This is a genomic window from Tetragenococcus solitarius NBRC 100494, from assembly GCF_001544195.1.
Classification (GTDB): Bacteria; Bacillota; Bacilli; order Lactobacillales; family Enterococcaceae; genus Tetragenococcus; species Tetragenococcus solitarius.
On record NZ_BCPY01000016.1, the window covers coordinates 24,516 to 48,977 of the forward strand.

Annotated in this window: 18 protein-coding genes; 17 read left to right on the forward strand and 1 reads right to left on the reverse strand. The window is 33.1% G+C overall.

All coding sequences use genetic code 11. The features are described from left to right. Nucleotides 1–19: 19 nt before the first annotated feature. Nucleotides 20–1,363: a Y-family DNA polymerase gene (locus tag TS1_RS06275; protein ID WP_083498252.1), complete on the reverse strand. Its 1,344-nt coding sequence runs from the start codon at nt 1,361–1,363 to the stop codon at nt 20–22. A 245-nt stretch (nt 1,364–1,608) separates the two neighbouring features. Between TS1_RS06275 and TS1_RS06280 the strand changes: the two genes are divergently transcribed. The 17 genes from TS1_RS06280 to TS1_RS06360 form a co-directional block, all read left to right on the forward strand. Continuing rightward, nucleotides 1,609–2,706 (forward strand): baeRF6 domain-containing protein, encoded by a 1,098-nt coding sequence (locus TS1_RS06280; RefSeq protein ID WP_068708930.1) that lies wholly within the window; start codon nt 1,609–1,611, stop codon nt 2,704–2,706. A 226-nt stretch (nt 2,707–2,932) separates the two neighbouring features. Continuing rightward, the gene (locus TS1_RS06285) at nt 2,933–3,133 is read left to right on the forward strand and encodes a cold-shock protein (RefSeq protein WP_068708932.1); all 201 of its coding nucleotides are present in this window, start codon (nt 2,933–2,935) and stop codon (nt 3,131–3,133) included. Nucleotides 3,134–3,421: 288 nt separating this feature from the next. Beyond that, nucleotides 3,422–6,172 carry a helicase C-terminal domain-containing protein gene (locus tag TS1_RS06290; protein ID WP_068708934.1) on the forward strand — a complete coding sequence of 917 codons (2,751 nt, stop codon included), beginning with the start codon at nt 3,422–3,424 and terminating at the stop codon, nt 6,170–6,172. Between the two features lie 80 nt (nt 6,173–6,252). After that, complete coding sequence (locus tag TS1_RS06295) at nt 6,253–6,765, forward strand: cell wall elongation regulator TseB-like domain-containing protein (RefSeq protein ID WP_083498250.1); 513 nt, start codon at nt 6,253–6,255, stop codon at nt 6,763–6,765. Between the two features lie 26 nt (nt 6,766–6,791). After that, nucleotides 6,792–7,982 carry a pyridoxal phosphate-dependent aminotransferase gene (locus TS1_RS06300; RefSeq protein ID WP_068708937.1) on the forward strand — a complete coding sequence of 397 codons (1,191 nt, stop codon included), beginning with the start codon at nt 6,792–6,794 and terminating at the stop codon, nt 7,980–7,982. A 37-nt stretch (nt 7,983–8,019) separates the two neighbouring features. Next, nucleotides 8,020–9,318, forward strand: coding sequence for an asparagine--tRNA ligase (asnS, locus tag TS1_RS06305; protein ID WP_068708939.1), 1,299 nt, complete (start codon nt 8,020–8,022; stop codon nt 9,316–9,318). A gap of 91 nt (nt 9,319–9,409) precedes the next feature. Next, entirely contained in the window at nt 9,410–11,152 is a 1,743-nt protein-coding gene (locus TS1_RS06310; RefSeq protein WP_068708941.1) for a hypothetical protein, read from the forward strand. Between the two features lie 212 nt (nt 11,153–11,364). Beyond that, nucleotides 11,365–12,081, forward strand: a complete 717-nt coding sequence (locus tag TS1_RS06315) for a D-ribitol-5-phosphate cytidylyltransferase (RefSeq protein WP_068708943.1) — start codon at nt 11,365–11,367, stop codon at nt 12,079–12,081. Continuing rightward, complete coding sequence (locus TS1_RS06320) at nt 12,074–13,099, forward strand: ribitol-5-phosphate dehydrogenase (protein WP_068708945.1); 1,026 nt, start codon at nt 12,074–12,076, stop codon at nt 13,097–13,099. The genes TS1_RS06315 and TS1_RS06320 overlap by 8 nt, the downstream gene beginning before the upstream one ends. Nucleotides 13,100–13,133: 34 nt before the next feature. Next, nucleotides 13,134–14,867 carry a teichoic acid ribitol-phosphate polymerase TarL gene (gene tarL / locus TS1_RS06325; protein ID WP_068708947.1) on the forward strand — a complete coding sequence of 578 codons (1,734 nt, stop codon included), beginning with the start codon at nt 13,134–13,136 and terminating at the stop codon, nt 14,865–14,867. After that, nucleotides 14,860–16,257: a polysaccharide pyruvyl transferase family protein gene (locus TS1_RS06330; RefSeq protein WP_068708949.1), complete on the forward strand. Its 1,398-nt coding sequence runs from the start codon at nt 14,860–14,862 to the stop codon at nt 16,255–16,257. The genes tarL and TS1_RS06330 overlap by 8 nt, the downstream gene beginning before the upstream one ends. A gap of 363 nt (nt 16,258–16,620) precedes the next feature. Beyond that, nucleotides 16,621–16,848 (forward strand): hypothetical protein, encoded by a 228-nt coding sequence (locus TS1_RS06335; protein WP_068708951.1) that lies wholly within the window; start codon nt 16,621–16,623, stop codon nt 16,846–16,848. Nucleotides 16,849–17,071: 223 nt separating this feature from the next. After that, on the forward strand, nt 17,072–18,226 hold the full coding sequence (locus TS1_RS06340) for a CDP-glycerol glycerophosphotransferase family protein (RefSeq protein WP_068708953.1): 1,155 nt from the start codon (nt 17,072–17,074) through the stop codon (nt 18,224–18,226). Next, entirely contained in the window at nt 18,216–18,965 is a 750-nt protein-coding gene (locus TS1_RS06345; protein WP_174519329.1) for a WecB/TagA/CpsF family glycosyltransferase, read from the forward strand. Before TS1_RS06340 ends, TS1_RS06345 begins: the two co-directional genes overlap by 11 nt. Continuing rightward, complete coding sequence (locus TS1_RS06350; RefSeq protein WP_068708956.1) at nt 18,946–20,133, forward strand: CDP-glycerol glycerophosphotransferase family protein; 1,188 nt, start codon at nt 18,946–18,948, stop codon at nt 20,131–20,133. The genes TS1_RS06345 and TS1_RS06350 overlap by 20 nt, the downstream gene beginning before the upstream one ends. A gap of 121 nt (nt 20,134–20,254) precedes the next feature. Next, the gene (locus TS1_RS06355; RefSeq protein ID WP_083498251.1) at nt 20,255–21,688 is read left to right on the forward strand and encodes a polysaccharide pyruvyl transferase family protein; all 1,434 of its coding nucleotides are present in this window, start codon (nt 20,255–20,257) and stop codon (nt 21,686–21,688) included. Nucleotides 21,689–22,053: 365 nt separating this feature from the next. After that, nucleotides 22,054–24,462, forward strand: a 2,409-nt coding sequence (locus TS1_RS06360; protein ID WP_169792361.1) for a CDP-glycerol glycerophosphotransferase family protein, incomplete at its 3' end; no start/stop codon positions are given.

The window sequence follows — 24,462 nt, forward strand, 5'->3', positions numbered from 1 at the left end:
ACGATTCAAAAGAAAGCTTTTAGAGTAGACCATCCAAACCACCAGCGCCACCATTATGGCCGCCGACCAAATGACTGCGGGCAATACTACGCGCGCCTTCTAGTTTACTTGTTGCATAAACGATTGAATTAAAACCATATTTAGCGCGTATTTTATCAATCACTTTATCTAAACGTTCTTCGTTTAAATAGTTGTTAACATCTTCAAATAAGTCCAGTTCGCGAGCTTGCGTATAAGTTAATTTAGAATAAGAAATTCCAACATGACGCACAGCCTGTCCATGATAATATTTACGAAATAAGTTTATACAGTGAGCTTTTAACTCTTTATTGGTATTTGTAGGAGGAATTTTCATTTGGTGAGAAAAATCTCCATCTGTCTCACCATAAGCAGCACCAATATAAAGGTGAACACAGGAAGTTAAGCAACCATGACGACGAATTCTGGCGGCCACTTGTTCGGCTAATTCACCAATGACAATCTCAATTTCGCGTTGGATGGTGTAGTTTTTTGGCAGTACTTGGCTGTTGCCGTACGATTTTTCTTTAACTACTGGAGGTGTTTCGGATAAAATGGTCCGATCAATACCATTTGCGTGATGATAAAGTTGCTCTCCAATGACACCAAAACGATAATAAAGGAGGTCCACATCAGCGTGAGCCAGTTGTTTAATTGTATTAATGCCAATTTTAGCCAACTGTTTTTTTGTACGAAAACCAATTCCCCAAAATTCGGTCATAGGATGAATTTGCCAAACCTTATTTTGGACATCTTGATAAGTCCACTCTGCAATATATCCATTCTCTTTTTGATATTTTGCATCCGTGTCAAGCGCTAATTTACCAAGTAATGGATTATCACCAATTCCTACAGAAATAATTAAGCCCGTTTTTTCACGAACTTCTTCTTGAATTTTTCTAGCCAACAACCAACGCTTTTCTTGCCGCGATAAATTTGGATCAGGAAAGAATAAATTTAATGAGTGTGTAACATCTAAAATTGATTCATCAATTGAATAAATTAATAAATCTTCTGAAGCTACATAAGTCTGAAATAATTGATTTAAAGCGACATTTTTTTTAATGTACAAATTCATTCGTGGCGGAACTTGTTTTAATAAGGGGTGGTCAGGTAAATTATCTACACGCGATACATTGGAAATTCCCAATATTTCTTTAGCCTTAGGCGAAGTAGCTAATATCAAACCATTTCCAGTATTATCAGCATGGCTAGCCACGACAAGGAGTGTTTCCAAAGGGTCCCAACCATGAGAAATACATTCTACTGTAGCGTAGAAACTTTTTACATCAATAAATAAAATGTCCCGTAGCGGTTCTTTTTTATAATCAAAATAAACCAAAATCACCACCTGCTTTCAATAATTATTATACGAACAAATGTTCCACAAAGTAAAGGGGAACTTATTTCTAAATAACAAATTGAATAGGTGAAAAATTTTTTATTTAATAAACAGGAAAGACTGCTTCTTATTTTGAGGCTTACAAACAAAGAATGAATAAATTTTTGATAACGTTTTATTTTATTATAATACTTAGACATGGTACACTAAAGTTGTAGCATATAAATTATGTAGGAGGGGAATAATATATGGCAAAAATTGGAAGAGATTTATTAGAACGTTTGTCAAAAGAAGGAGTACAAGGACCATTTGTTACAGTTATGATGAATACAAATGTGTCTCCCCAAGGTGTCGAAAAAGACCAAATTAAGATCAAAAATTTTATGAAGGAAGCACAAAGGCGCTTTGATAAACGTTACCCAGATCAAGATTGGGGACCTTTCCAAGAAAAATTTGATAATTTATTAAACGATAAAACATTTTTCCGTGATGCAACCACAAGCGTCGCCATAATTTTAACTGCTGAAGAAACCAATATTCATCGTTTAAGTATCCGGGTTGATGAACAATATTATGTAGGTGACACCCCTTATTTACTTGCGATTATTAAAAATGCACAATTTAATTATCGTTACTATTTGATGGCTTTAAATCGTAGTTCGATGAGCTTGTATTTTATGAATAATAAAAAACTTTCGGAAGTTGAATTGCCAGAAGATGCACCCACAGATTTAGAAAAAGCATTGGGCAGTGAAATCACTGGAGGAAGCACTGACTTTCGTGCAGGTTTAGGCTATCATAGCGGCAATCCTAAAGATGAGGAAGTAGAAATTGATTGGAATAACTACTATCAGGCTATCGATGATTTCTTAAGAAATGGACTCGAAAATGAGGAAAAAGTTCCGCTTTACCTTTTTGCCCTTTCTGAAAATCAAACCGCATTTAAGAAAAACGCGAAATATAATTATTATGACCCAGAAATAGCGATTACTCGTTCACCCGCTCAACTTTCTGTGCAGGAAATGGAAAAAGCGGCTGAAGAAACAATTACAGACGAATTGTCAAAAAGAGAAGTTGAAAGTTATCAAAAACTCATTAACCGTAAAAGCGTTGACCAAATTGCAGACATTAAACAAGCGGCTGAGTTAGGGCGTGTAGATCAATTCTTTATTGCAACCTCTAACTTGCAAGAAAACTTTGGAGAAGACCCGGAAGCAGAATACGATTGGCGCCAAGTGCTTAATACAACTGCACGTGATGTATTGCGTAATAGCGGCGATGTGTTTGTATTAGACCAAGAAGACGCTCCTGGCAATAAAAGTTTATATGCCACATTAAGATATTAAGAGAATGGTCAATCATAAGAGAACAGTTTCTTTAAAGAAGCTGTTTTCTTTTTGTAAACAAAAAAATCAAAAAAATACTAGTATTTTTTTGATTATGTGTTATACTATGAAATGTAGTTTTTGTTACGTAATTATGGTAGCTTGTTTCATCTAAGAACATCTTCCAAATATTCACTTAACAAGGATTTGCAAAATATGTGTTTATACACAAGGAGGATTTTTTTACATGGAAACAGGAACAGTTAAATGGTTCAACGCAGAAAAAGGCTATGGCTTTATTACAGGTGAAGATGGAAACGACGTGTTCGTTCACTTTTCAGCTATCCAAGAAGATGGATTCAAAACTTTAGAAGAAGGCCAATCTGTAAACTTCGATATCGAAGAAGGACAACGTGGACCTCAAGCTACTAATGTAGTAAAAGCTTAATTAAAAAAATCAAGCACTGAAACGGAGCGATAATCGCTCCGTTTTTTTATCGTTTAAACAATAACGCCTGTGCTTTAATTTTATTTAAAATGAATGTAAGTCAGCTTTACTTATCCCCAGATTAATCTAAATCTAGCGAAGATGAGTCATAACAACTCTAGTTTTTTCAAAAAGAAAAGAGCTTTTTGAAAGTGATTCGAACGAGGACAACGTTTTATACTTTTTCCTTCATTGGTTTTTCAGTAGTTCTGTATTATAATGCAATAAGCAAAGAAAAGGTGAAAAGCGATGAATACCACTTATGCAATTGTAGATATCGAAACAACGGGGACGGATCCTAAAACGGATCGTATCATTCAATTTGGATGTGTGCTTGTTGAAAACGACGAGATTGTTAACCGTTTTGCAGTAGATATCAATCCAATAAAAACAATTTCAAATCAGATCCAGCACTTAACGCATATTTCAAATAAACGCGTGAAAAAGGCGCCATATTTTGAAGACGTGGCTGCCACGATCTATAATTTATTAGCAGATACTACCTTCGTAGCTCATAATATTCATTTTGATTATAGTTTTTTAAATCACGAGTTAGTACGTTGTGGTATGCCAAAGTTGCAGATTCCGGGCATTGATACAGTTGAACTAGCTCAGATTTTTTTGCCTACACAAGTTAGTTTTCGTCTAAGTGATTTAGCAGAAAATTTAGGATTAGAACACGACACGCCACATCAAGCAGATAGTGATGCGGAAGTGACTGCGGCTTTATTATTGTATATTAAAGCAACGATGCAACAACTACCCTTAGTGACTTTAGAAAAAATTGCACAACTAAGCGAAGTGACAAGTAAACAGACAAGTCGGTTTATCAAAGAGGTCACAGCACAAGTACAAGAAAAAGTACCGCCGTTATCTCCTTTCTTGGAAGTAGTCGATGGTATTGCGCTGCAAAAAAAAGAAGTGCCGCTGTTTGAAGAAAACTATTACAATAGTCGTTACCCTAAAACAAAGAAGGAAAAAGTGAAACTCTACCAAAATAAGCTGACTTATCGTAAAGAACAGGGGCAATTGATGAACACGGTGTTTCGACATTTTACAGAAAGTGAGGAGAAAAACTTATTCATTGAAGCTTCGACTGGTATGGGAAAAACGATCGGTTATTTATTGCCGACTGTTTTTTTGGCAACTCCGGAGAATCCAATGGTTATTAGTACAGTTTCTATTTTGTTGCAGCACCAATTAATCGATCAAGACATTCCATTGTTGAACACATTGGTTAATCAACCTTTATATGCAACTGTGGTTAAAAGTAAAAGTCATTATATTGATTTACAACGATTTAAGGCGACCTTAGACTCTCCTGTGCAACAAAAACAGTATGCTTTGTATCAAATGGGGATTTTAGTTTGGCTAACGCAGACTACTACTGGTGATTTGGACGAACTAAATTTAATTCGTTTAGACCACATATTATTTCAAGAAATTAGCCATCGTGGAATCAAATATTTGGCAGTTCAGCAGTCATTTTATCAGGAAGATTTTTTGCGTCATTTGCAAAAACGGATAACTCAAAGTAATGTCTTGATTGTAAATCATGCTTTTTTAGCACAAGAAACACAGCGAGAACAACCATTGTTGCCAAAGAGTCGTTATCTGTTGATTGATGAAGCACACCACTTACCAGAAACGATGGAAAAAGTATCCAAACACTATCTAGATACATCTACATTTCAACGAAAGATCCATCAATTTTATGAAAAAGATCAGTTATTTGATCAGATAGAAAAAATGCTCCAAGATGACTCAGAAAGTTTACGAATGTTTCACTTATATCAAGAAGAATTACAGGCAATTATTGAATGTCAGGAAGATATTTTTAATGAGTGGTTTGGACAGTGGTCTACCCAAGAAGAAATTATTTTACAGTCAGAACAGCGACAAGATTTGTCACTAAACTGTGAAAAGAACATTCAACGCTTGCTTTTGTATTATCAAGAGCTGCTTACTATCGGTTCTGAGCTGAATGAGCAGATGAATAAAATGAGTGATACTTGGTTAGATCGACAACGCGTTTATTTTGGCGAATTTCTTTCTTTTTACGAAACGATGAAGACACAAGCTGCATTTATGCATGATTGGCTGACAAATTGGTCGTCTCATTATGTTCACTGGTTATATTTATATGGCGATAGAAAAACCGCCCGGATTCAGTTAATTAATTTTCATGCGGCTGTTTTACCTAATACTACTTGGTATAAACGCTATGAAAAAATTATCTATTTAGGAGGAAGTTTGAAAGTTCCTAAAAATAGGAATTATTATGCCAAAAAATTGGGCATTCCTGAAGCTGCTTTAAAAGTCATTCCGCAGACTTACGATTACACAACACAAGCAAAACTCTTAATTGCTGATAACGATATTAATGTCAATGAGTTAGATAGTGAAGAGTATGCGAATTATTTAGCTGAAAACTTAACCATTCTTTTGGAAGAAAGTGCCCAACCAGCTTTGGTCTTGTTTACTTCTCATGAAATACTGCAAAAAGTCTATAAGAAAATTCATCCGCATTTTCTAAGTAAAGGTAAAGAAATTTTGGCTCAAGGGATGGGCGGGAGCAAAGAAAAACTCCTCAAGCGTTTTATTCAATCAAAACAAGCGATTTTATTTGGAGCGGATAGCTTTTGGGAAGGCGTCGATTTGCCAGGAGATGCTTTACAATTACTGATCGTCACTCGTATACCTTTTGAAAATCCAAGCCGTCCATTGAATAAAGCTAGAAATTATTACTTAAAAGAACAAGGGATAGACCCTTTTTCACAAGAAAGCTTGCCTAAAGCTGCTTTAAAATTACGGCAGGGATTAGGACGTTTGATTCGCTCTGAAGAAGATAAAGGGTTGATGCTTTTATTTGATCGGCGGATGGTCACAAAAAATTATGGGAAACGTTTAGAAAAAGCTTTGCCTAAAGAACTACCGATTCAAGAAGCAACTATTGAAGAAATGAAACATACGATTGAAGAATTCTTAGAAAAGCCATAAATTTCCAATAAAAATGGTACAGTTCTCATAAAACTTTTTGTATAATAGAGATTAGTTAAAAGAAAGGGTGCGTGTAAAAGGTGCCGGATAACGAAAAAAGAGAAACATATAAAGTTACTGCCTTGTTTGTTATTAGTATGGTTTTGCTTTTCATTATTTTCTTTTCTATTATTTTTTACATTCGAGCTTCACGGCCAATGCGGCAAGCAAAACAAGAAGCAGTTGAAATTGCTGAAAAATATGCCAATATTGATACTGTGGATGATTTTTATTGGTTTACGCGCGAAAAAACATATTTTACAGTAATGGGAAAAGATGAAAGTGGACGTGATTTAGCTGTAATTATTCCTAAGGCTGGAAATAAGGTAACAGTTGAGCAACAAGATGACGGTTTGAGTGAGCAAGAGGCCAAACAAACAGTGCTACAAAATCATAAAAATGAAACAGTTGAAAAAGCAAGTTTAGGTATGGTAGATAATAAGCCGGTCTGGGAAATTGTGACTACAGGCGATAATGACGATGCTAAAGACAGCAATTATTATCTATTACAATTTGAAGATGGAAAAGAAGTGAAAGCTCTTCGTGATATCTAGCTTGTAAACAGAAAGGGAGTAAGTATATGAATTTTTCAAAACGATCAGAGAAATTAGAACCATCTGTGACTTTAGGAGCATCAGAAAAAGCGAAACAATTAAAGGCTCAGGGGGCGGATGTATTGAGCCTAACGGTGGGGGAGCCGGACTTTACCACGCCAGTGCATATCCAAGAAGCTGCCATTGAAGCGATTCGCTCGGGGCAAACAAGCTTTTATACGCCTACAGCAGGTATTCCGCAGTTAAAACAAGCTATTGTTGCTTATTTAAAAAAATATTATGGGTTAACCTATGATACATCCGAAACGATGGTAACAGATGGAGCAAAATTTGCGCTATACACTCTATTTCAAGCTGTCTTGAATGAAGGGGATGAAGTCATTATTCCTGTTCCTTATTGGGTAAGTTATGGCGAACAAGTGAAATTAGCAGCCGGCACGCCAATTTTTGTTAAAGGAAAAGAAGAAAATCAATTTAAGGTGACCGCTGAGCAATTAGAAGAAGCAAGGACTAAAAATACCAAGGCGTTTATTTTAAATTCCCCTTCAAACCCAACAGGTATGATTTATAGCAAAGAAGAACTCGAAAAAATTGGAGAATGGGCAGTTGCGTATGATATATTGATTGTTTCTGACGATATTTATGGACGGCTCGTTTATGATGATAATGTATTTACACCCATTGCTACTATCTCTGAAAAAGTCCGCCGCCAAACATTGATCGTCAATGGTGTTTCAAAGTCTTATTCAATGACCGGTTGGCGTATCGGCTTTGTAGCGGGCGATAAAACTTTGATTAAGGCCATGTCAGATATTGCTTCTCAATCCACAAGTAATCCAGCAGCTGTCAGTCAGTACGCAGCAGCGGAAGCATTGAATGGCCCACAAGATTCCGTAGAGGAAATGCGTAAAGCATTTGAAGAGCGCATGAAACGTATTTATCCAATGCTGTTAGAGATTCCTGGGTTTAAACTTCAAAAACCACAAGGAGCGTTTTATTTCTTTCCTAATGTGAAAGAAACGATGGAAATGTGTGGCTATGAAAATGTAACAGCGTTTTGTGATGCCTTGTTAAAAGAAGCTCACGTAGCAACAGTCACTGGACAAGGATTTGGCTCAAATGAAAATATCCGCATTAGTTATGCAACAGATATCAGAACATTGGAAGAAATGGTCAAACGCATCAAAGAATTTGTAGAGAAAAAGAGACAAAAATAAAAAATGAGATTGTAAGTTATAGATTGGAGAGACACAAGTGGAAAAAATTCAAATTATCGATGCCAAAAAACACGTAGGCGAAATGGTAAAAATCGGCGCTTGGGTGGCAAATAAACGTTCAAGTGGCAAAATTGCTTTCTTACAATTGCGTGATGGAACAGCTTATTTTCAAGGTGTTGTGGTAAAAAATGATGTTTCAGAAGAAATATTTGATTTGGCTAAAGAGTTACCACAAGAAACCTCGATTTGGGTGACAGGAGAAGTTCGGGAAGATAGTCGTTCAAAATTCGGCTACGAGCTGGGAGTTCAAGACATTGAAGTTGTAGGAGAAAGCCATGACTATCCGATTACTCCTAAAGAGCACGGAACGGAGTTTTTGATGGATCATCGTCACTTATGGCTACGTTCTTCTAAGCAACATGCAATTATGCAAGTACGTAATGAAATCATACGTGCAACCTATGAGTTTTTCAATGCACGTCATTTTACTAAAGTAGATCCTCCTATTCTGACGGGTTCTGCGCCAGAAGGAACAACAGATTTATTTGAAACCAATTATTTTGATCAAAAAGCTTACCTATCACAATCAGGACAGTTGTATATGGAAGCCGCTGCCATGGCATTCGGCAATGTTTTCTCTTTTGGTCCAACATTTAGGGCTGAAAAATCGAAAACTCGTCGCCATCTGATTGAATTTTGGATGATTGAACCAGAAATGGCCTTTATGCACCAGGAAGAAAGCTTGAGAATCCAAGAAGAATACGTGGCATTTTTAGTGCAAAATCTTTTAGACCATTGTGATTATGCACTACATGTATTAGGCCGCGATCGTTTAGTATTAGAAAAGTATACCAAATTACCATATCCAAGAATCTCTTATGATGATGCAGTCGATATGCTACAAAAAAATGGCTTTGATGATATCGAGTGGGGCGAAGACTTTGGCTCTCCGCATGAAACGTTTATTGCGAATTCATTTGACCAACCCGTATTTATTTTAAATTATCCCAAAGATATCAAACCATTTTACATGAAACCTCATCCAACCAGAGAAGATATTGTCGTTTGCGCTGATTTAATTGCACCAGAAGGCTATGGAGAAATTATTGGTGGTTCTGAACGTGCGACTGACTATAACTATCTGTTAGAACAAATCAGAAAACAAGGCTTAGATGAAGAGGAATATTCGTGGTACTTAGATTTACGTAAGTATGGTTCTGTACCTCACACAGGTTTTGGTCTAGGTTTAGAAAGAACCGTCACTTGGCTAGCTGGAATTGAGCATGTAAGAGAAGCCATTCCATTTCCACGTTTACTAAATCGGATTTATCCATAAAAGGATTGAAAAATTTATTTTAAACTCCAGAATTCTATTGTTAGTTTTCTGGAGTTTATCTTAATAAAAGAGCAATACAAGGGGATTAAAAATGGAACGTGTTTTAAAAAAACAAAGAAACCAACTTATATTTTCAATTATACTTATCTTTTTTATTTCTATAGCGCTACAAAGAGTACAAATGTTGCATAAAAATTTATATTTGGGTCCGGATTGGGTGTTTCACTATAACCGTTTTTATGACGCTGCACAACAAATTAAAGAAGGAAACTTTCAATATTTTATAAGCATGTATGGCTTTTCTCAGTCGGGAAGAATTGTTAATGCGCTTTACGGACCTATATTTGCTTATTTACAAGGACTTGTTTTGTTACTCTGTGGCTCATGGTTGAAGTATCAATTAGTATCTAATTTTTTAATAACATTTTTATCAGCAATATCTATGCTTTTTTTGTTAGTAAAAACTAAAATTCGTCTTTCTGTTAGCTTAATTTTATCAATTACATACGCTACATATTACGTTGTCCAATCTTGGAGTTTTAACCAAGCGTTTGGTTCTTGGGGAGCTTTCATTGTTCCGTTAGGCGCTTTAGCGGGTGTGAAATTAAATGAAGAAAAAGATTACACTCAAGTTGTTCCGCTATTAGTAGTAGTGATGACTTTAGCTATACAAGTTCACGTACTCACGGCTTTGCTTTTAATAATAATATTAGGTATTTTTTTCATTATTAGTTTTTTTCAAACAAAGGCAAAAACAAAGCTAGTTACCTCTGTATTGATTGCGGCTGTTATTACAGTATTTACTACAGCAAACGTTTGGTATCCCTTATTAGAGACGAGCATAGAAAATCAACTTTTAACACCATTTACAAATCCTGATATGGAAAGCTCTGCTATAAGGTTATTTTTAGATAATCCGGCAAACCATCTGACAGTAGCTTCATTTAGCTTACTTACGTTCCAATATCTATTGCTTTTGTTCGGTAAGGTAGACAAGGTGAACAAAATTGTTACCTTCCAATCTTCCTTGTTTTTTATCTTGTCTTCGAGAATAATTCCTTGGAATGAAATTACTTCTAAATTTTCGACGTTAGCGATTTTACAGTTTCCTTCGAGACTATTTCTGCCAGCAATCGTATTAAGCATTTTAAGTGTGGCATTATCTATTGAAAGTTTTTTTGCTGGTCGACAAAAAACAATAAAAAAATCGTATATGCTATATGTAATTTTGTTGGGCCTATGCTTATTAGGATTAAAAATACAAAATGATTCTGCGAATGAGAAGTTGGCGTTTTGGAAAAGTGACACATTACAGCCTAAGATTCATCATACTGTGATTAAAGAAGGAGATCCAGTTATGTTGCGTCAAAGTTTTGATAAAAAAGCTGGTTTGAATAAAGCTTTAACTTTAATTGTAAAGGCGACTCATGATTATTTACCAGCTAAAGATAAAAATACTATTTTGGATGAGGATTTTAACCCGGCTGGGGAATACAAAAACGCAATTATAAACAATCCGATGAACAAAAACATTAGTAAAAAAGTGGAAAATAAACATTTAAGTCTTAATTGGCAAGCTGAGAGTAAAAAAGAAACACTTCTTCCTATTGTTGTATATAAGAGGACACAAATTGTATTAAATGGTAAAAAATTAGATAAAAATGAGTTTAAAACAAATAAAATCGGCGCTTTAATTGTTAATTCAAAAATGGGTAATAACAAACTAATTGTGCAATATAAAACTTCTCCACTATTTCGTTATATGATGATTGTATCGTTTTTATCATGGCTTTTTCTTGGTTTTGTTTGGACAAAAAAAGTGATAAAAAAATAGTAGTTAAAAAGTGTACGAAAGATTTTTCAACTACGTTTATTTGAATTGGTGAAAGTCATTCTAGAATACTTTTTTTGAAGCGTAATTGTTTTCTCTTCTAGAACGTGCTACTATAAAAAAGTAGGTGTTTTTAAATAGGCACCATTTTTAGTTTGTTTTTTTGTTATGTAAAGATAAATGAATGGTAGAAAATATTTGAAGGAGAGTAAAAAATGATTTACGCAGGAATATTAGCAGGTGGTTCAGGTTCTAGGATGGGAAATGTACCTTTACCAAAACAGTTTTTAAATTTAGATGGGAAACCAATACTTATACATACTGTTGAAAAATTCCTTTTAAATAATGACTTCGAAAATATTATAATAGCTACTCCCAAGGAATGGCTATCTCATACAGAGAACATTATAGGTAATTATGATATTTATGATGAGCGGCTAAAAATTATTGAAGGCGGCAGCGATAGAAACGAAACGATCATGTGTATCATAAATTTTATTAATAAAGAAAAAAATATTACTGATGAAGATGTCATAGTGACACACGATGCAGTTCGTCCTTTTCTCACACATAGAATTATAGAAGAAAACATTAATATGGTCTTAAAATACGGGGCAGTGGATACAGTGATAGAAGCTACTGACACAATTGTGGCCTCCCAAGATCATGATTTTATATCATCTATACCTGTCCGAAACGAAATGTATCAGGGACAAACACCACAATCGTTTAACATCAAATTATTAAAACACAATTATGAAAATTTATCGGAAACAAACAAAAGAATACTAACTGATGCTTGTAAAATTTTAGCTGTCTCTGGTGAAAAAATTAAATTAGTTCATGGAGAACTGTTTAATATTAAAATTACAACTCCTTATGATTTGAAAGTCGCTAATTCAATTATACAAGGAGGAATAGCTAGTGATTAACCAAGTATACCAATTAGTTTCTCCAAGACAATTTGAAGTTACTTATAATAATGAAGATATAAATGCTGATCAAGTCATTATAAGGCCGTTATATCTTTCGATCTGTGCAGCTGATCAACGATATTATACCGGAAGCAGAGGGGAACAAGCATTACGTAAAAAACTTCCTATGTCACTTATTCATGAAGGCGTCGGTGAAGTTGTATATGACAGTAAAAAAGAATTTAAAATAGGAACTAAAGTAATTATGGTACCGAATACTCCTGTTGAAGAGGATAAAGTAATTGCTGAAAACTACTTGTCTAGCAGTAAATTTCGTTCTAGTGGTTATGATGGTTTTATGCAAGACTACGTTTTTATGCGACGAGATCGTGTTGTGGAAGTTCCTGACGATATCGACCTTAGTAACATATCTTTTTCTGAACTAGTTTCTGTAAGCTGGCATGCAATCCAACGTTTGGAAAGAAAGTCTAACAGCTATAAAAGATCTTTTGGAATATGGGGAGATGGCAATTTAGGATACATCACTGCTGTCTTGGTCAATAAACTATATCCTGACTCTAAGATCTATGTTTTTGGGAAAACAGATTATAAGTTAAGTCATTTTTCCTTTGTAAACAAAGTTTTTCACATTGACGACATTCCGGAGAATATAACATTTGACCACGCGTTTGAATGTGTTGGTGGCAATGGAAGCGAAGCAGCAATTAATCAAATTATAGATCATATTTCTCCGGAAGGTAGTATCGATCTACTTGGAGTAAGCGAATATCCGGTGCAAATTAATACAAGGTTAGTCCTAGAAAAGGGGATTACTTTGATTGGAAGTAGCCGCAGCGGCGCTAAAGATATCCAGGGAGTCGTTGCACTTTATCAAAAATATCCGGATGTTGTAGAAAAATTATCCTTATTGAAAGGTAACGAATATGAAATTCGTTCTATAAATGATATAACAAACGCTTTCGAATCTGATTTGTCTACTTCATGGGGGAAAACGGTTATAAAATGGACTTTATAAATACTATGAAACGAAGAAAGGAAGCAAAGTAGTTTTGGTTAGTAGTAAGATTGTAATCGATGAGATTTACTGGGAAAGGGTTCAATTATTTATAAGTGGACACGCCGAAAACTTGGATATTTCTCAAAGTTATTTCGTTTTGAGAAATTTGGTAGAAACAAAAATGTTGACTGCAAATGAAGTAAGAGTTAGAGGAAATGAATTTCTATGTCGTTTCGATGTAGCTATTTTGGACAATGGTTATTATTTACCTTCAGGTCAATATTTATTAGTAAACAAACAAGAGTTGGATTACATTGCTCAGATTAACCCCAAGTTTCTTGATAGTCATCTATATGAACTTACTGATGAAGAATGGGAAAAATATGAGGCAAAAGAAACTAAGAATGGTAGAAACAATTATTTGTTAGATCGTTACACAGAAGTTTTCCGGCAAGGGGGAAATTCTAAAAAGAGGAAGTATACTGTTAAACCCAGGATTTCTGAAGAAGTTAATGAATTTGTTTTAGATGTCAAATTTGACGGTGTTAACAAACCACGAAAAAGTGTATTTAGCAAAAGAATTAAGTCTATCAAAAAAAAGTACAACAAAATTTCCTTTAAAATACGGAACTTCTTCTTTCATTCTATCTTTAAAACCGCAAGATTGTTACATAGAAAAAAAGGGAATACAGTGTTATTTACTTCTGATTCAAGAGAAAGCATGTCCGGAAATTTTGAATTTGTTTATAATGAGATGTTGCGACAAGGTTTGGATAAAGAATATAAGATACATCAGATTTTTAAGCCCAATATTACTGAAAGACGAGGATTGATTGACAAATTTCGTTTTCCTTATTTATTAGGCAAGTCTGATTATATATTTGTGGATGATTTCCATCCTTTGATTTATAAGCTGAATTTTAAAAGTATGCAAGAGATTATTCAAGTATGGCATGCAGTAGGAGCCTTTAAAACAGTGGGGTTTAGTCGGGCAGGAAAAAGAGGAGGCCCATTATTCGATTCAAAAAATCATCGGAATTATACAAAAGCCTATGTCTCTTCTGAAACAGATGTTCCTTTTTATGCAGAGGCATTTGGTATTAAAGAAGAATATGTAAAACCTACCGGTGTACCTAGAACGGATATATTGTTTGATAAAGAATATGAAAAAAACGTTGTTGCACAATTAAAAGCGGAGCTTCCATTTATTAATGGGAAAAAGGTCATACTATTTGCTCCAACATTTCGCGGCAATGGACATCGGACAGCTCATTATCCATTTTTTAAAATTGATTTTGAAAGGTTCGCTCGGTATTGTGAGGCGAACAACGCTATTGTTCTTTTTAAAATGCATCCATTTGTAAAAAATGAGTTGAATATACCAAAAAAATATGAGAACTGTTTCTTTGATATCTCTAGTGCTAGAGAAGTAAACGATATTTTGTTTATTACCGATATATTGATTAGTGATTACTCCTCATTAATTTATGAATTTGCTGTTTTTCAAAGACCTATGTTGTTTTATGCTTTCGACTTGGAAGATTATATCACTTCTAGAGATTTCTATGAACCTTATGAAACCTTTGTACCTGGAAAAATCGTAGAAACTTTTGATGAATTGATCACTGCTTTATATCAAGAAGATTTTGAACAAGAGAAAGTTCCTAAATTCTTAAATAAGCATTTTAAGTATCAGGATGGCAAATCAAGCGAGAGATTAGTTGATAATCTTTTCTCGGATCAACCACAAGAAAAAAACGAACAAGTAGGAGAGACATATGGGTAAAAGATATTTAATACGTTCAGGTATAGCGCCAACGGATGTTAAAACGCCTGAGGATATGGTAGTAAATCCAAGGATTGGCGGTAATGTAGGTAACTTAATTTATGCTTTTTCAGTTTATCGTAATTTAACAACTGAAAATGTAGAAATTATTCCTGATAACTATAGAATTAACGAAGAAGATGCAACTGAAATCAATGAAAAATATGATGCTTATATTATTCCTTTAGCAGATGCCTTTAGGGAGGCATTTGTAAAACAACTTAAAAGCTACACTAAGTTATTTAAGAAGCTGAACATTCCTGTTATTGTGATAGGAGTAGGCTTGAGAGCTCCTTTTGAACCAAATTTAGAAGAGGGGTTTTCTTTTGATAAGGAAGTAAAAGAATTTGTAAAGGCAGTGCTAGAGCATTCTTCGATGATTGGTGTTCGTGGACAAATTACTGCTGACTATTTAACTTCTTTAGGTTTTAAAGAAGGAAGAGATCATATGGTTATTGGTTGTCCTTCTATGTATAGTTTCGGCCCAGCGCTAAATATTCGAGATACCACTATCACAAAAGATTCGTTAATTGTTCTTAATGGATCGAAGTTGTCTCCAGATAATGTACTGAAGTTTACTGAAGGAATATCAATGGAGTATCCTAATTATTACTTTATACCTCAGTGGCAAAAAGAATTAAAAATGACTTATTTAGGAAATGAAAAACTAAAGAAAGATACAGAATATTATCCTGTAGATATTACACACAAGTTTTATGAAGAAGACAGAGTGCGATTTCCTATTAATGCGAAATCTTGGATTGATTTTCTAAAGACAGCTGATTTAGCCGTAGGTTCTCGTTTACATGGAAACATAACAGCCACAATTGCTGGTACTCCTAGCTTGCTTATCCCTAAAGATGCGCGAATGCGTGAATTAACAGATTACCATCATTTAACTCATATTTGGGCTGATGAAATTACGGAAGAAACAACTTTAGCTGCATTAATTGAAAAGGTTGATTTTCATTCACCAGAAAAAAGGCAAAAAGTTAACTTTGATAATTTTATTCAATTTTTAGAGCTAAACGGACTTGATCATATTTATCGTCATGAAACAGAGGCACCATTAGACAAAAAACTTGAAAAAGCGCAACTTCCTAGTTTAGTAAAACCAATCAATCAATTAGAGCCAGAGCAATTAGCTGGCAGACTAGAAAGTTATGAAAAAAGGAGAAATAAAGAGTTAAAAGGAATTAAAGAGGAGAACAAGAAGTATAAAACAAAAGATCGGAAGAATAAGAAAAAAATAAGAGATTTAGAAAAGAAAAATAAACATTGTAAAAATGTATTGGACAGAAAAGAAATTAAGATAGTACGTAAATTAGGCGACTTTTTGCGCAAAAATTGAAAATAAATAATAAAATAAGGGATAAGATTAATTATACTAAGTTATATAATTAATTTTATCTCTTGTTTTTTACAAATTTACATTATCCATTATTTTGTATGATTGGATATGAAAAAGTACATCTATACTCAGAAGAAACTTACATAAGAATACAATTGGTCTATATATGTTCTTGCGACAAAAAAATGATATATCGCTTTAAAAAAATAAACGAAATAGAAAATTCCATAATTGGTCTATATACCTAAAAAAATTTAAGGAATTCAAACTTTTTTTAACTAAAAGACTTGTATGTTTAAGTTATACGTGTTATGTATATAGTATAGTAACGATTTCATAAGTATTTATTAGGGGGTACATTCAATGAACATTATAGAAAACATCCAAATCGGAGAACGTTATAAGGTACAACCGAGCCATTTTCATCGTCCATTTATTGGTATTGTAAAAAAAGTGGAGGATACGGACATTACTTTTGAAGTGGAAAATTTTGAATTTGTCGATCAAGAGAAAATAAACGATGATCGTTTAATTACTGTAGATATTGCAGATGTGAAATATCCGATGAATCAAAATTACTTTTTTAGTTAAAGAATAGTAAAATAAGTCTAATAAAGCTATTAAAAATACTGTTGAGACAGAGATCGACTGTCACAACAGTATTTTTTTATTGAAAGATCAGGATAAATTTTTCTATATTCAATCGTTATTTAAAATAAAAATTTATCCCTATAGTTTATTGAATAACAAAGACAGTTTTCTTTTTTTATTGTTTTCAGTTAAAATAGTAAAGAATGATTCAGGAGGCGAGGTTGTGAGTAATCCACTTGTTTTGGCCAGCAAAGAATTATATCTCTGGCTTGTTCATTTAGTCAGTAAAAATACTACTAAAAAGAATGATAAAATCGTTTTTTTGCTGAGTTTTCCTACAACTAGCCAAATGGCTTTGCAACTGTTGTATAAAACTTTTCCGGATAAACTTGTTATTTGCTATACTAAAAATAGTAAAGACTTAGCGACTTATTATGAGCAAAAAGGTTGTTCTACTTATTGTATGGATGGCTTTTCTATATTGTTAAAGCATATTGTACCTGTAGTAACAGGAAGTCAGATAGTTTTTTGCGACAACTATTTTGCATTTTTAGCTGGAGTCAGGTTTAGTTCTCATACTAAGGTAGTACAGCTTTGGCACGCAAATGGCGCGATTAAATCTTTCGGGCTTGCTGCAGAATATACGAAGAAAGTCTCACAAAAGGACCGAAAAAGATATCGTGAAGTTTATGAAAAGTTTACACACTATGTAGTAAGCTCAGAAAAGATGTCACAGACGTTTGCTAAAAACTATCAACAGACCTTTCAAGAACTGCCCTTTGGTTATTTACCCACGGATCTTTTTTTTGACCAGCAATGGTTAAGTAGAGCTAAGAAGCTTTTCAAAGATTATTTTCCGACGAATAAAAAAGTGGCTTTATATGTTCCGACTTATCGAGAAAATGACTCAGAAGTCCCATTAAATTTTAACAATCTAAAGCGTCAGTTGGGAAATAATTGGGTAATTATGGTAAAACCACATCCTCATGATACAATGCTCTATCAACAAATAAAGTCAGAAAAAGAGGTCATTTCCGACTTTAAAGAAATGGATTTAACTCAACTACTACCCTCGGTGGATTGCTTGATTACAGACTATTCTTCTGTTGTTTTTGAGTATTCTTTAGCCAACCCTAATGGGAAAATGGTTTTCTTTTGTTATGACTATGATGAATATAATAAAGAAGTGGGGATTGAAGAAGATTTTGAAAAATGGGCTCCAGGACAGATTGTAACAAACGAAGAAGAACTGATTACTGCAATCAAGAAAGAATCGAATCAAACTTTCGATTCTTTTAACCAGATGTGGAATGAGTACGCTCAAGGAAATGCATGTGAACAACTCGTAAAGTGGGTGAAAAAAGTATATGACAACTGAAGAAATTATGGGTGTTCCTGTCGATGTACTCACTTATGATGATATAGTCAATGACTTGCCAAATTATTTAAACAATAATGGCAAGAAAATGAGTGCGATTAGCGTGAACCCACAAATTATTGTCGAAGGACAAAAATATCCGGAAATCTATCCATTTATTAAAAGAAGTACACATCGGATTCCTGATGGGATTGGCATTGTCCTGGTTTCAAAGTTAATAGGTGGACAAATTAAAGAACGTGTGGCAGGTATTGAGTTGATGTACCGCTTCTTAGAATATGCAAATAAAGAGAAAAAAAGTATTTTTTTGTATGGTGCAAAACCAGCGGTAGTTGATGATGCAGCATTACAGATAAAAAAGAACTACCCGGATTTAAAATTGAGTGGTAAAATTGATGGGTATACGAATTTAACGGAAGAAGAAATTATTCAAAAAATTAATCTTGCTTGTCCGGACTTTTTATTTGTAGCATTAGGCTTCCCTAAGCAAGAAGAGTGGTTAGCAAGAAATATTCCTCGATTAGACGTTTCAGTCTTTCAAGATGTGGGAGGAAGTTTTGATGTACTAAGTGGGCATGTCAAGCGTGCACCGCAATTTTTTATTAATGTACACTTGGAATGGTTGTATCGTTCGTTATCTGATCCTAAAAGATTTAAACGAATTTTGCAACTTCCTTTGTTTGTAATTAAAAGTTTATGTTGGAAGGTTTGCATAAAAGATGATAAAAAGAATTCTTAGTAAAATATATAAAATTATTTTTAATATTACGGCTACTATTTTCCCTATTCAAGAGGGACTTGTATTATTTGAATCTTTTAATGGGAAACTCCCTTCGGACAATCCATATGCGATTTATCAGGAATTAGTCAAACAGACAGATAACAAACATTTATACTGGGGGATAAAAAAGGTATATATCAAGGAAGCAAGAGCACAATTTCCTGATTTAAATCTTGTTCCTCGTTTTTCTATTAAATGGTTGTGGTTAACTACTAGGGCTAATTTTTGGGTGTTTAATTCCCGCATGCCTAATTGGCTAAAGAAAAACAAAAATACAAGCTATATTCAAACTTGGCATGGTACGCCCTTAAAGAAATTAGGCGCTGATATACAAGAAGTGGCAATGCCTGGGACTGACACGGAAAAGTATAGAAATAATTTTATCTTTGAAGCGAGCCGTTGGGATTATCTCATTGCTCCTAACCAATACTCTGAAGATATTTTCAAACGTGCGTTTCAGTTTAAAAATACATTTTTAGAAATTGGGTATCCGCGTAATGATGAGTTAGTTAACAATAAAAGCAACCGAGAATTAAAAGACGAATTGAAAGAAAAAATTGTCGGTAAAAAGAGTGGACGAGTTATACTATATGCACCAACTTGGCGCGATGATTACTTTATTAAAAAAGGAAGCTATAAATTTTTCATGCCTTTTGATTTAAAAAAAATTGTTACTTGTTTAGATAAAGAAGACACCTTTATTATCCGTCCACACTACTTGGTTGGCGATTCTATTAATATAAAGGGTTATGAAAATCAGGTGAAAGTATGTGTAGATGAAAATATTAATGAGCTTTATTTGATAAGTGATTTATTAATTACAGATTACTCTTCTGTGATGTTTGATTATGCAATATTACAGCGCCCAATGTTATTTTACCCTTATGATATGGTTCATTATAAAGAAAAATTGCGAGGCTTTTATTTGGATTATAACGAAGTCCCAGGACCGATTGCCGAGAGCGAAGAAAAATTATATGAATTTATTGATGAATTTGTTCAAAGAGGCAAGTTTTTACAATATTCAGAAAAAGAGCAAGTGTTTGGACAAACATTCTGTAGTTGGGAAGATGGGAAAGCTTCGTTAAAAGTTAGCCAAATATTGTTGGAGAAACTACATAACTGAGAAATTATTTAAAATAGAAAAGTTTGTTGTTATTCCGAGCGTTAGAATTTAGTGGTACAATTGTAAGTAACTTTGTATATAAATATTTTTTAAATATAAGATGTGTGGGAGAAATTAAATCATGAAGAAGATTCTTGTAAGAGCTGGGATGTCTCCATTAGACTCTTTTAGTGCAGATAAAATTATTAAGAGAAATGCAATTGGAAATAATGTGGGCAATTTAATGTACGCTTTTAGTGTTTTTAGAAATTTGAGTACATATGGTGTGGAATTGGTGCCAGACTATTATAGAGTAAATCCGGCTGATGCGGAGAAGATAAATCAAACATATGATTCTTATGTACTCCCTTTAGCAAATGCTATACGACCAGGCTTTATCCCTACATTGAGGAAATATACTGACTTAATTGAGAAACTTACAATACCGGTAATTGTTATTGGTATGGGGATGGCTTTTCCTTACGAACCAAACGTGGAGCAAGAACGCCCTTTCGATAACGATGTAAGAAAATTTGTAAGTGCAGTGTTAGAAAATTCAAACATTTTGGGACTAAGAGGTCAAATTACATCTGATTACCTATCTTACCTAGGATTTAAAGAAGGAAGAGACCATATGGTAATTGGTTGTCCATCAATGTATACTTTTGGTAATAATATAAATATTCGTGATTTAGATTTGAACAGTAATTCTTTTATAAGTATTAATATGACACCTAAAGCGGATCAAAAAGCATTGAAATTTTTAAATGGGCTATCGCGAAAATATAAGAACTTAGAATTTATTCCGCAGGATCTTGATGAAATGATTTTAACTTATTCTGGTGCTCCGTTTTTAGGAAATGCTATTAATTCTACAATAAATAATTACCCTAATAGCTTGAACTCAGATTTATATAAAAATAATCAAGTTAAATTTTTCTTGTCTGCTCCTTCATGGATTAAACATATGAAAAATGTAAACTTAAGTGTAGGAACTAGATTGCATGGAAATGTTGCCCCTATTCTTGCTGGCACGCCAAGCATGGTAATTCCAATTGACGGTAGAATGCGAGAGCTAGCTGAATTCCATAATTTTCCCCGTGTTTCTGTTGATGAAATGTATGAAGGTATGGAATTAGAAGAGTTGTTAAATATGGTTGATATACATTCAGTTGAAAAAAATCAGAAAAAAAATTACGAAAATTTTATTAATTTTCTAAATAAGAATAACCTTGAAAGTGTATATCTCTATGATAAAAAAGGATTGAAGACACGTTTTGATGAAAAAATTGAACAAATTGATTTAAAGCCTCCTATTACTCCAATAACTTCTTGTAATAGCAACGAGATGCGTGGGAGGCTACAAAATAGTTTTGATATTATGGTAAAAAAGCATGAGAAAATAAAAAACAATAACGATAAAAAGTTTAAAATAAAAGATGATGCTATATCTCAATTGAGGAGTCAACTGAATAAAAAAGAAAAACTGAATGAAAGGTTAAGCCATAAAATTAGTAGTATGGAAAATTCAAAGTCTTGGAGATTAACCAAACCATTACGAGAGTTAAGACATTAGTTAAATAATAAGCTCAATAGAATTCGGTTTCTTAAAATTTTTATTTATTTTTAAGAAACCGAATTCTATTTTTACTCATTAAAGCAATAAATAGCGAAGAGAATTTAAATAGTAAATAAAAATATGACGAAATTTATTAAGTTTGATATTTTTACTTGAGAATAATACTTATATTGAATCATTAAAGTTTTTATTGTAGAGTTATTATGGTGAATGTTTTTATCATAACTTCATTTTATTATACTAATCTCGATTGTTTAGAAATATTTTTATATGATGAGTAATTGATGAAGAGAATATTTCAGTTAAGTAAGAAAAAATTTGTATTGCATATTTGTAATGCTAATATTTTGGAGGTTCAAATATTGAAAGAAAGAATTCAACTGATTTCAGCACAAGAAGATAATATTATATTTGAAAAATCGAAGCAATTAGCCATCGATAATGTTTTCCTTTTGGATAAAGAAAAACATCGGATAGATGTTGAAATTACGTCCCAAGAAGATAATTTGGCCTTAAAAAACCCAGAAGCAAAAATGGAAAAGGGTGTAAATTATTCTCTATGGATCAATGATTATCAAAAAGCAAGTGAGAAAAATTTTCTTATAGGAATAAATAATCTAAGTATTGAGGGGAATGCTGATTCCATCGTCTTTAGGAAGCATAAAGATTCTATTTACTCGACTAACTCAAAATACATAATGGAAGGTGATATTCCCGTTACATTAGTTGAGTTTACAGAACATAATTCGTCATTAAAGCTATTTAACAAGGAACTAACCCAAAATAATGTAAAAGGTTTTTTTGCTGTAAACGAAGAAACAGGAGAGGAGCAAAGGCTTCTTTATTCCTTTTCAGAAGATAAATTTTCAATAAACTTATCTGAAATTTTACCTCAAGGGCATTGGCAATTAAAAGTTCTTTATAAGTTAGGTGAGACCTATTTAATGGATACGGTGGTCGAAGGTGATCCTATGTGTTATAACAAATCATCATTTATTGGTTATGTAGGTTATAGCAGAGGTAGACATCAAGGTGTTTATTTTAGACAGAATATGCTTATAATATGTTCGCTTTTAATTGAAGAATTTTTTAAATCGATTCCTGTAGATGAGAGAGAAGATATAGTAATGAAACAAGTTCTCGTTCATAACAAACCTACAAAAGGGTTGGAGTTGTGTATTGTTAACGAGCAATTTATAAACAGTCAGTTAAAAGAAATTATTTTTGTTTCAAGAAAAAATAAAAGACGCGTCAGAATAACCACTGTAAAATTGATGAATGGCAATATCTTTGTACCATTGACTGCAGAAAGTCTGCAGGAAGTGGGAAACAACCGTTGGGATTTAGAAGCATGGTTTGTTGACGGAAAGAAATCAAAATCTGGAAGATTACAAGTAGTGAGAGAAACAAACAATAGATTAACTTATTTGAATACTTCTATTGAAGATTACTCAATAATGGTTTATTCAACAATGAATAATTATGTTGCTATTTTAAAATCTTCTGGTTCCGCTGTGTTTAAAGAAAAATATAAGGTAAAGACTAAAATGTTAGATATAACCAAAAAAAACAACAAGGGCTTTTTAATAACAGCACAAGTGAAACAAGATGGAAATTTAACTATTAAAAACATCCTTTTAAAGTTACGCTCGCATGATACAGTTAAATTAATTGAGGCAAAAGATACTGAGGTAGAACATATACAAAACCGTACTTTTTCTGTTCAAGGTTCTCTTTTGTTGGATTGGGATAATGATTTCTTTCCATTATATTGGGATATTTTTATAACAGTTATGGATAAGGATGGCAACGAAGAGAGAATAAAGGTAACAAACGCTACATATAAGCTGAAAAAACAAATAAATAAAGACTACTTTGAAAATGCAATATATGTGAAAGATAAGATTTTATATCCTTATGTAACATTGAAAGATGATATTGCTTTTATGATGCGTAATAGGGAGTATTATGAAAATAAAAAAACTAAAATAAAAGAAAAATTAGCTTATATAGTTTATTTAATATTAAAACCATTTTACTTTAGGCGTAAAGATATCTGGCTCGGGTTTGAAAAATTTTCTTCTACAGCACAAGATAATGGTTATGCTTTTTTTCAATATGTAGATACAAATAATTTACATGGCGATTTTTATTTTATCTTGGACAGGAATTCTTCTGACTTTAATGACATAAAAAAAGAAAGCAATAATGTAGTGACATTTATGTCATTTAAGTATTTTTTGTTAATTTATGCAAGTAAATTATTAATTTCTTCAGAAAATAAACGTCATGTATATAATTTACATGTTCGTACTGGTCTTGTCCCTAAAAGAATAATGAAAAAACAAAGCGTTTTTCTTCAACATGGAGTGACTGCGTTAAAGCAATCAAAAGTCTTTAAAAAAGCTAAAGGAAGGGGAAATTTTAATTTAGTCATTGCAACGTCTGACTTAGAAAAAGAAATTATTCATCAAAATTGGAAATATGAACTAAATGAAATAGCGGTAACTGGTTTTTCTAGATGGGATAAGTTATTTAATAAAGTAAATAATGGTAACAGAAAAAAAATTTTTGTTATGCCAACTTGGAGAACTTGGATGGAAGATATGCCTAAAGAAGATTTTAAGAGGACGGATTATTACGATAATTATATTAGTTTTTTAAGTTCAAAGGAGCTGGAAGCTATATTGGAAAAATATAATTTACAATTAATTTTCTTTTTGCATCCTAAATTTAAACAATATATTTCCGAATTTTATTTAAAAAGTGAC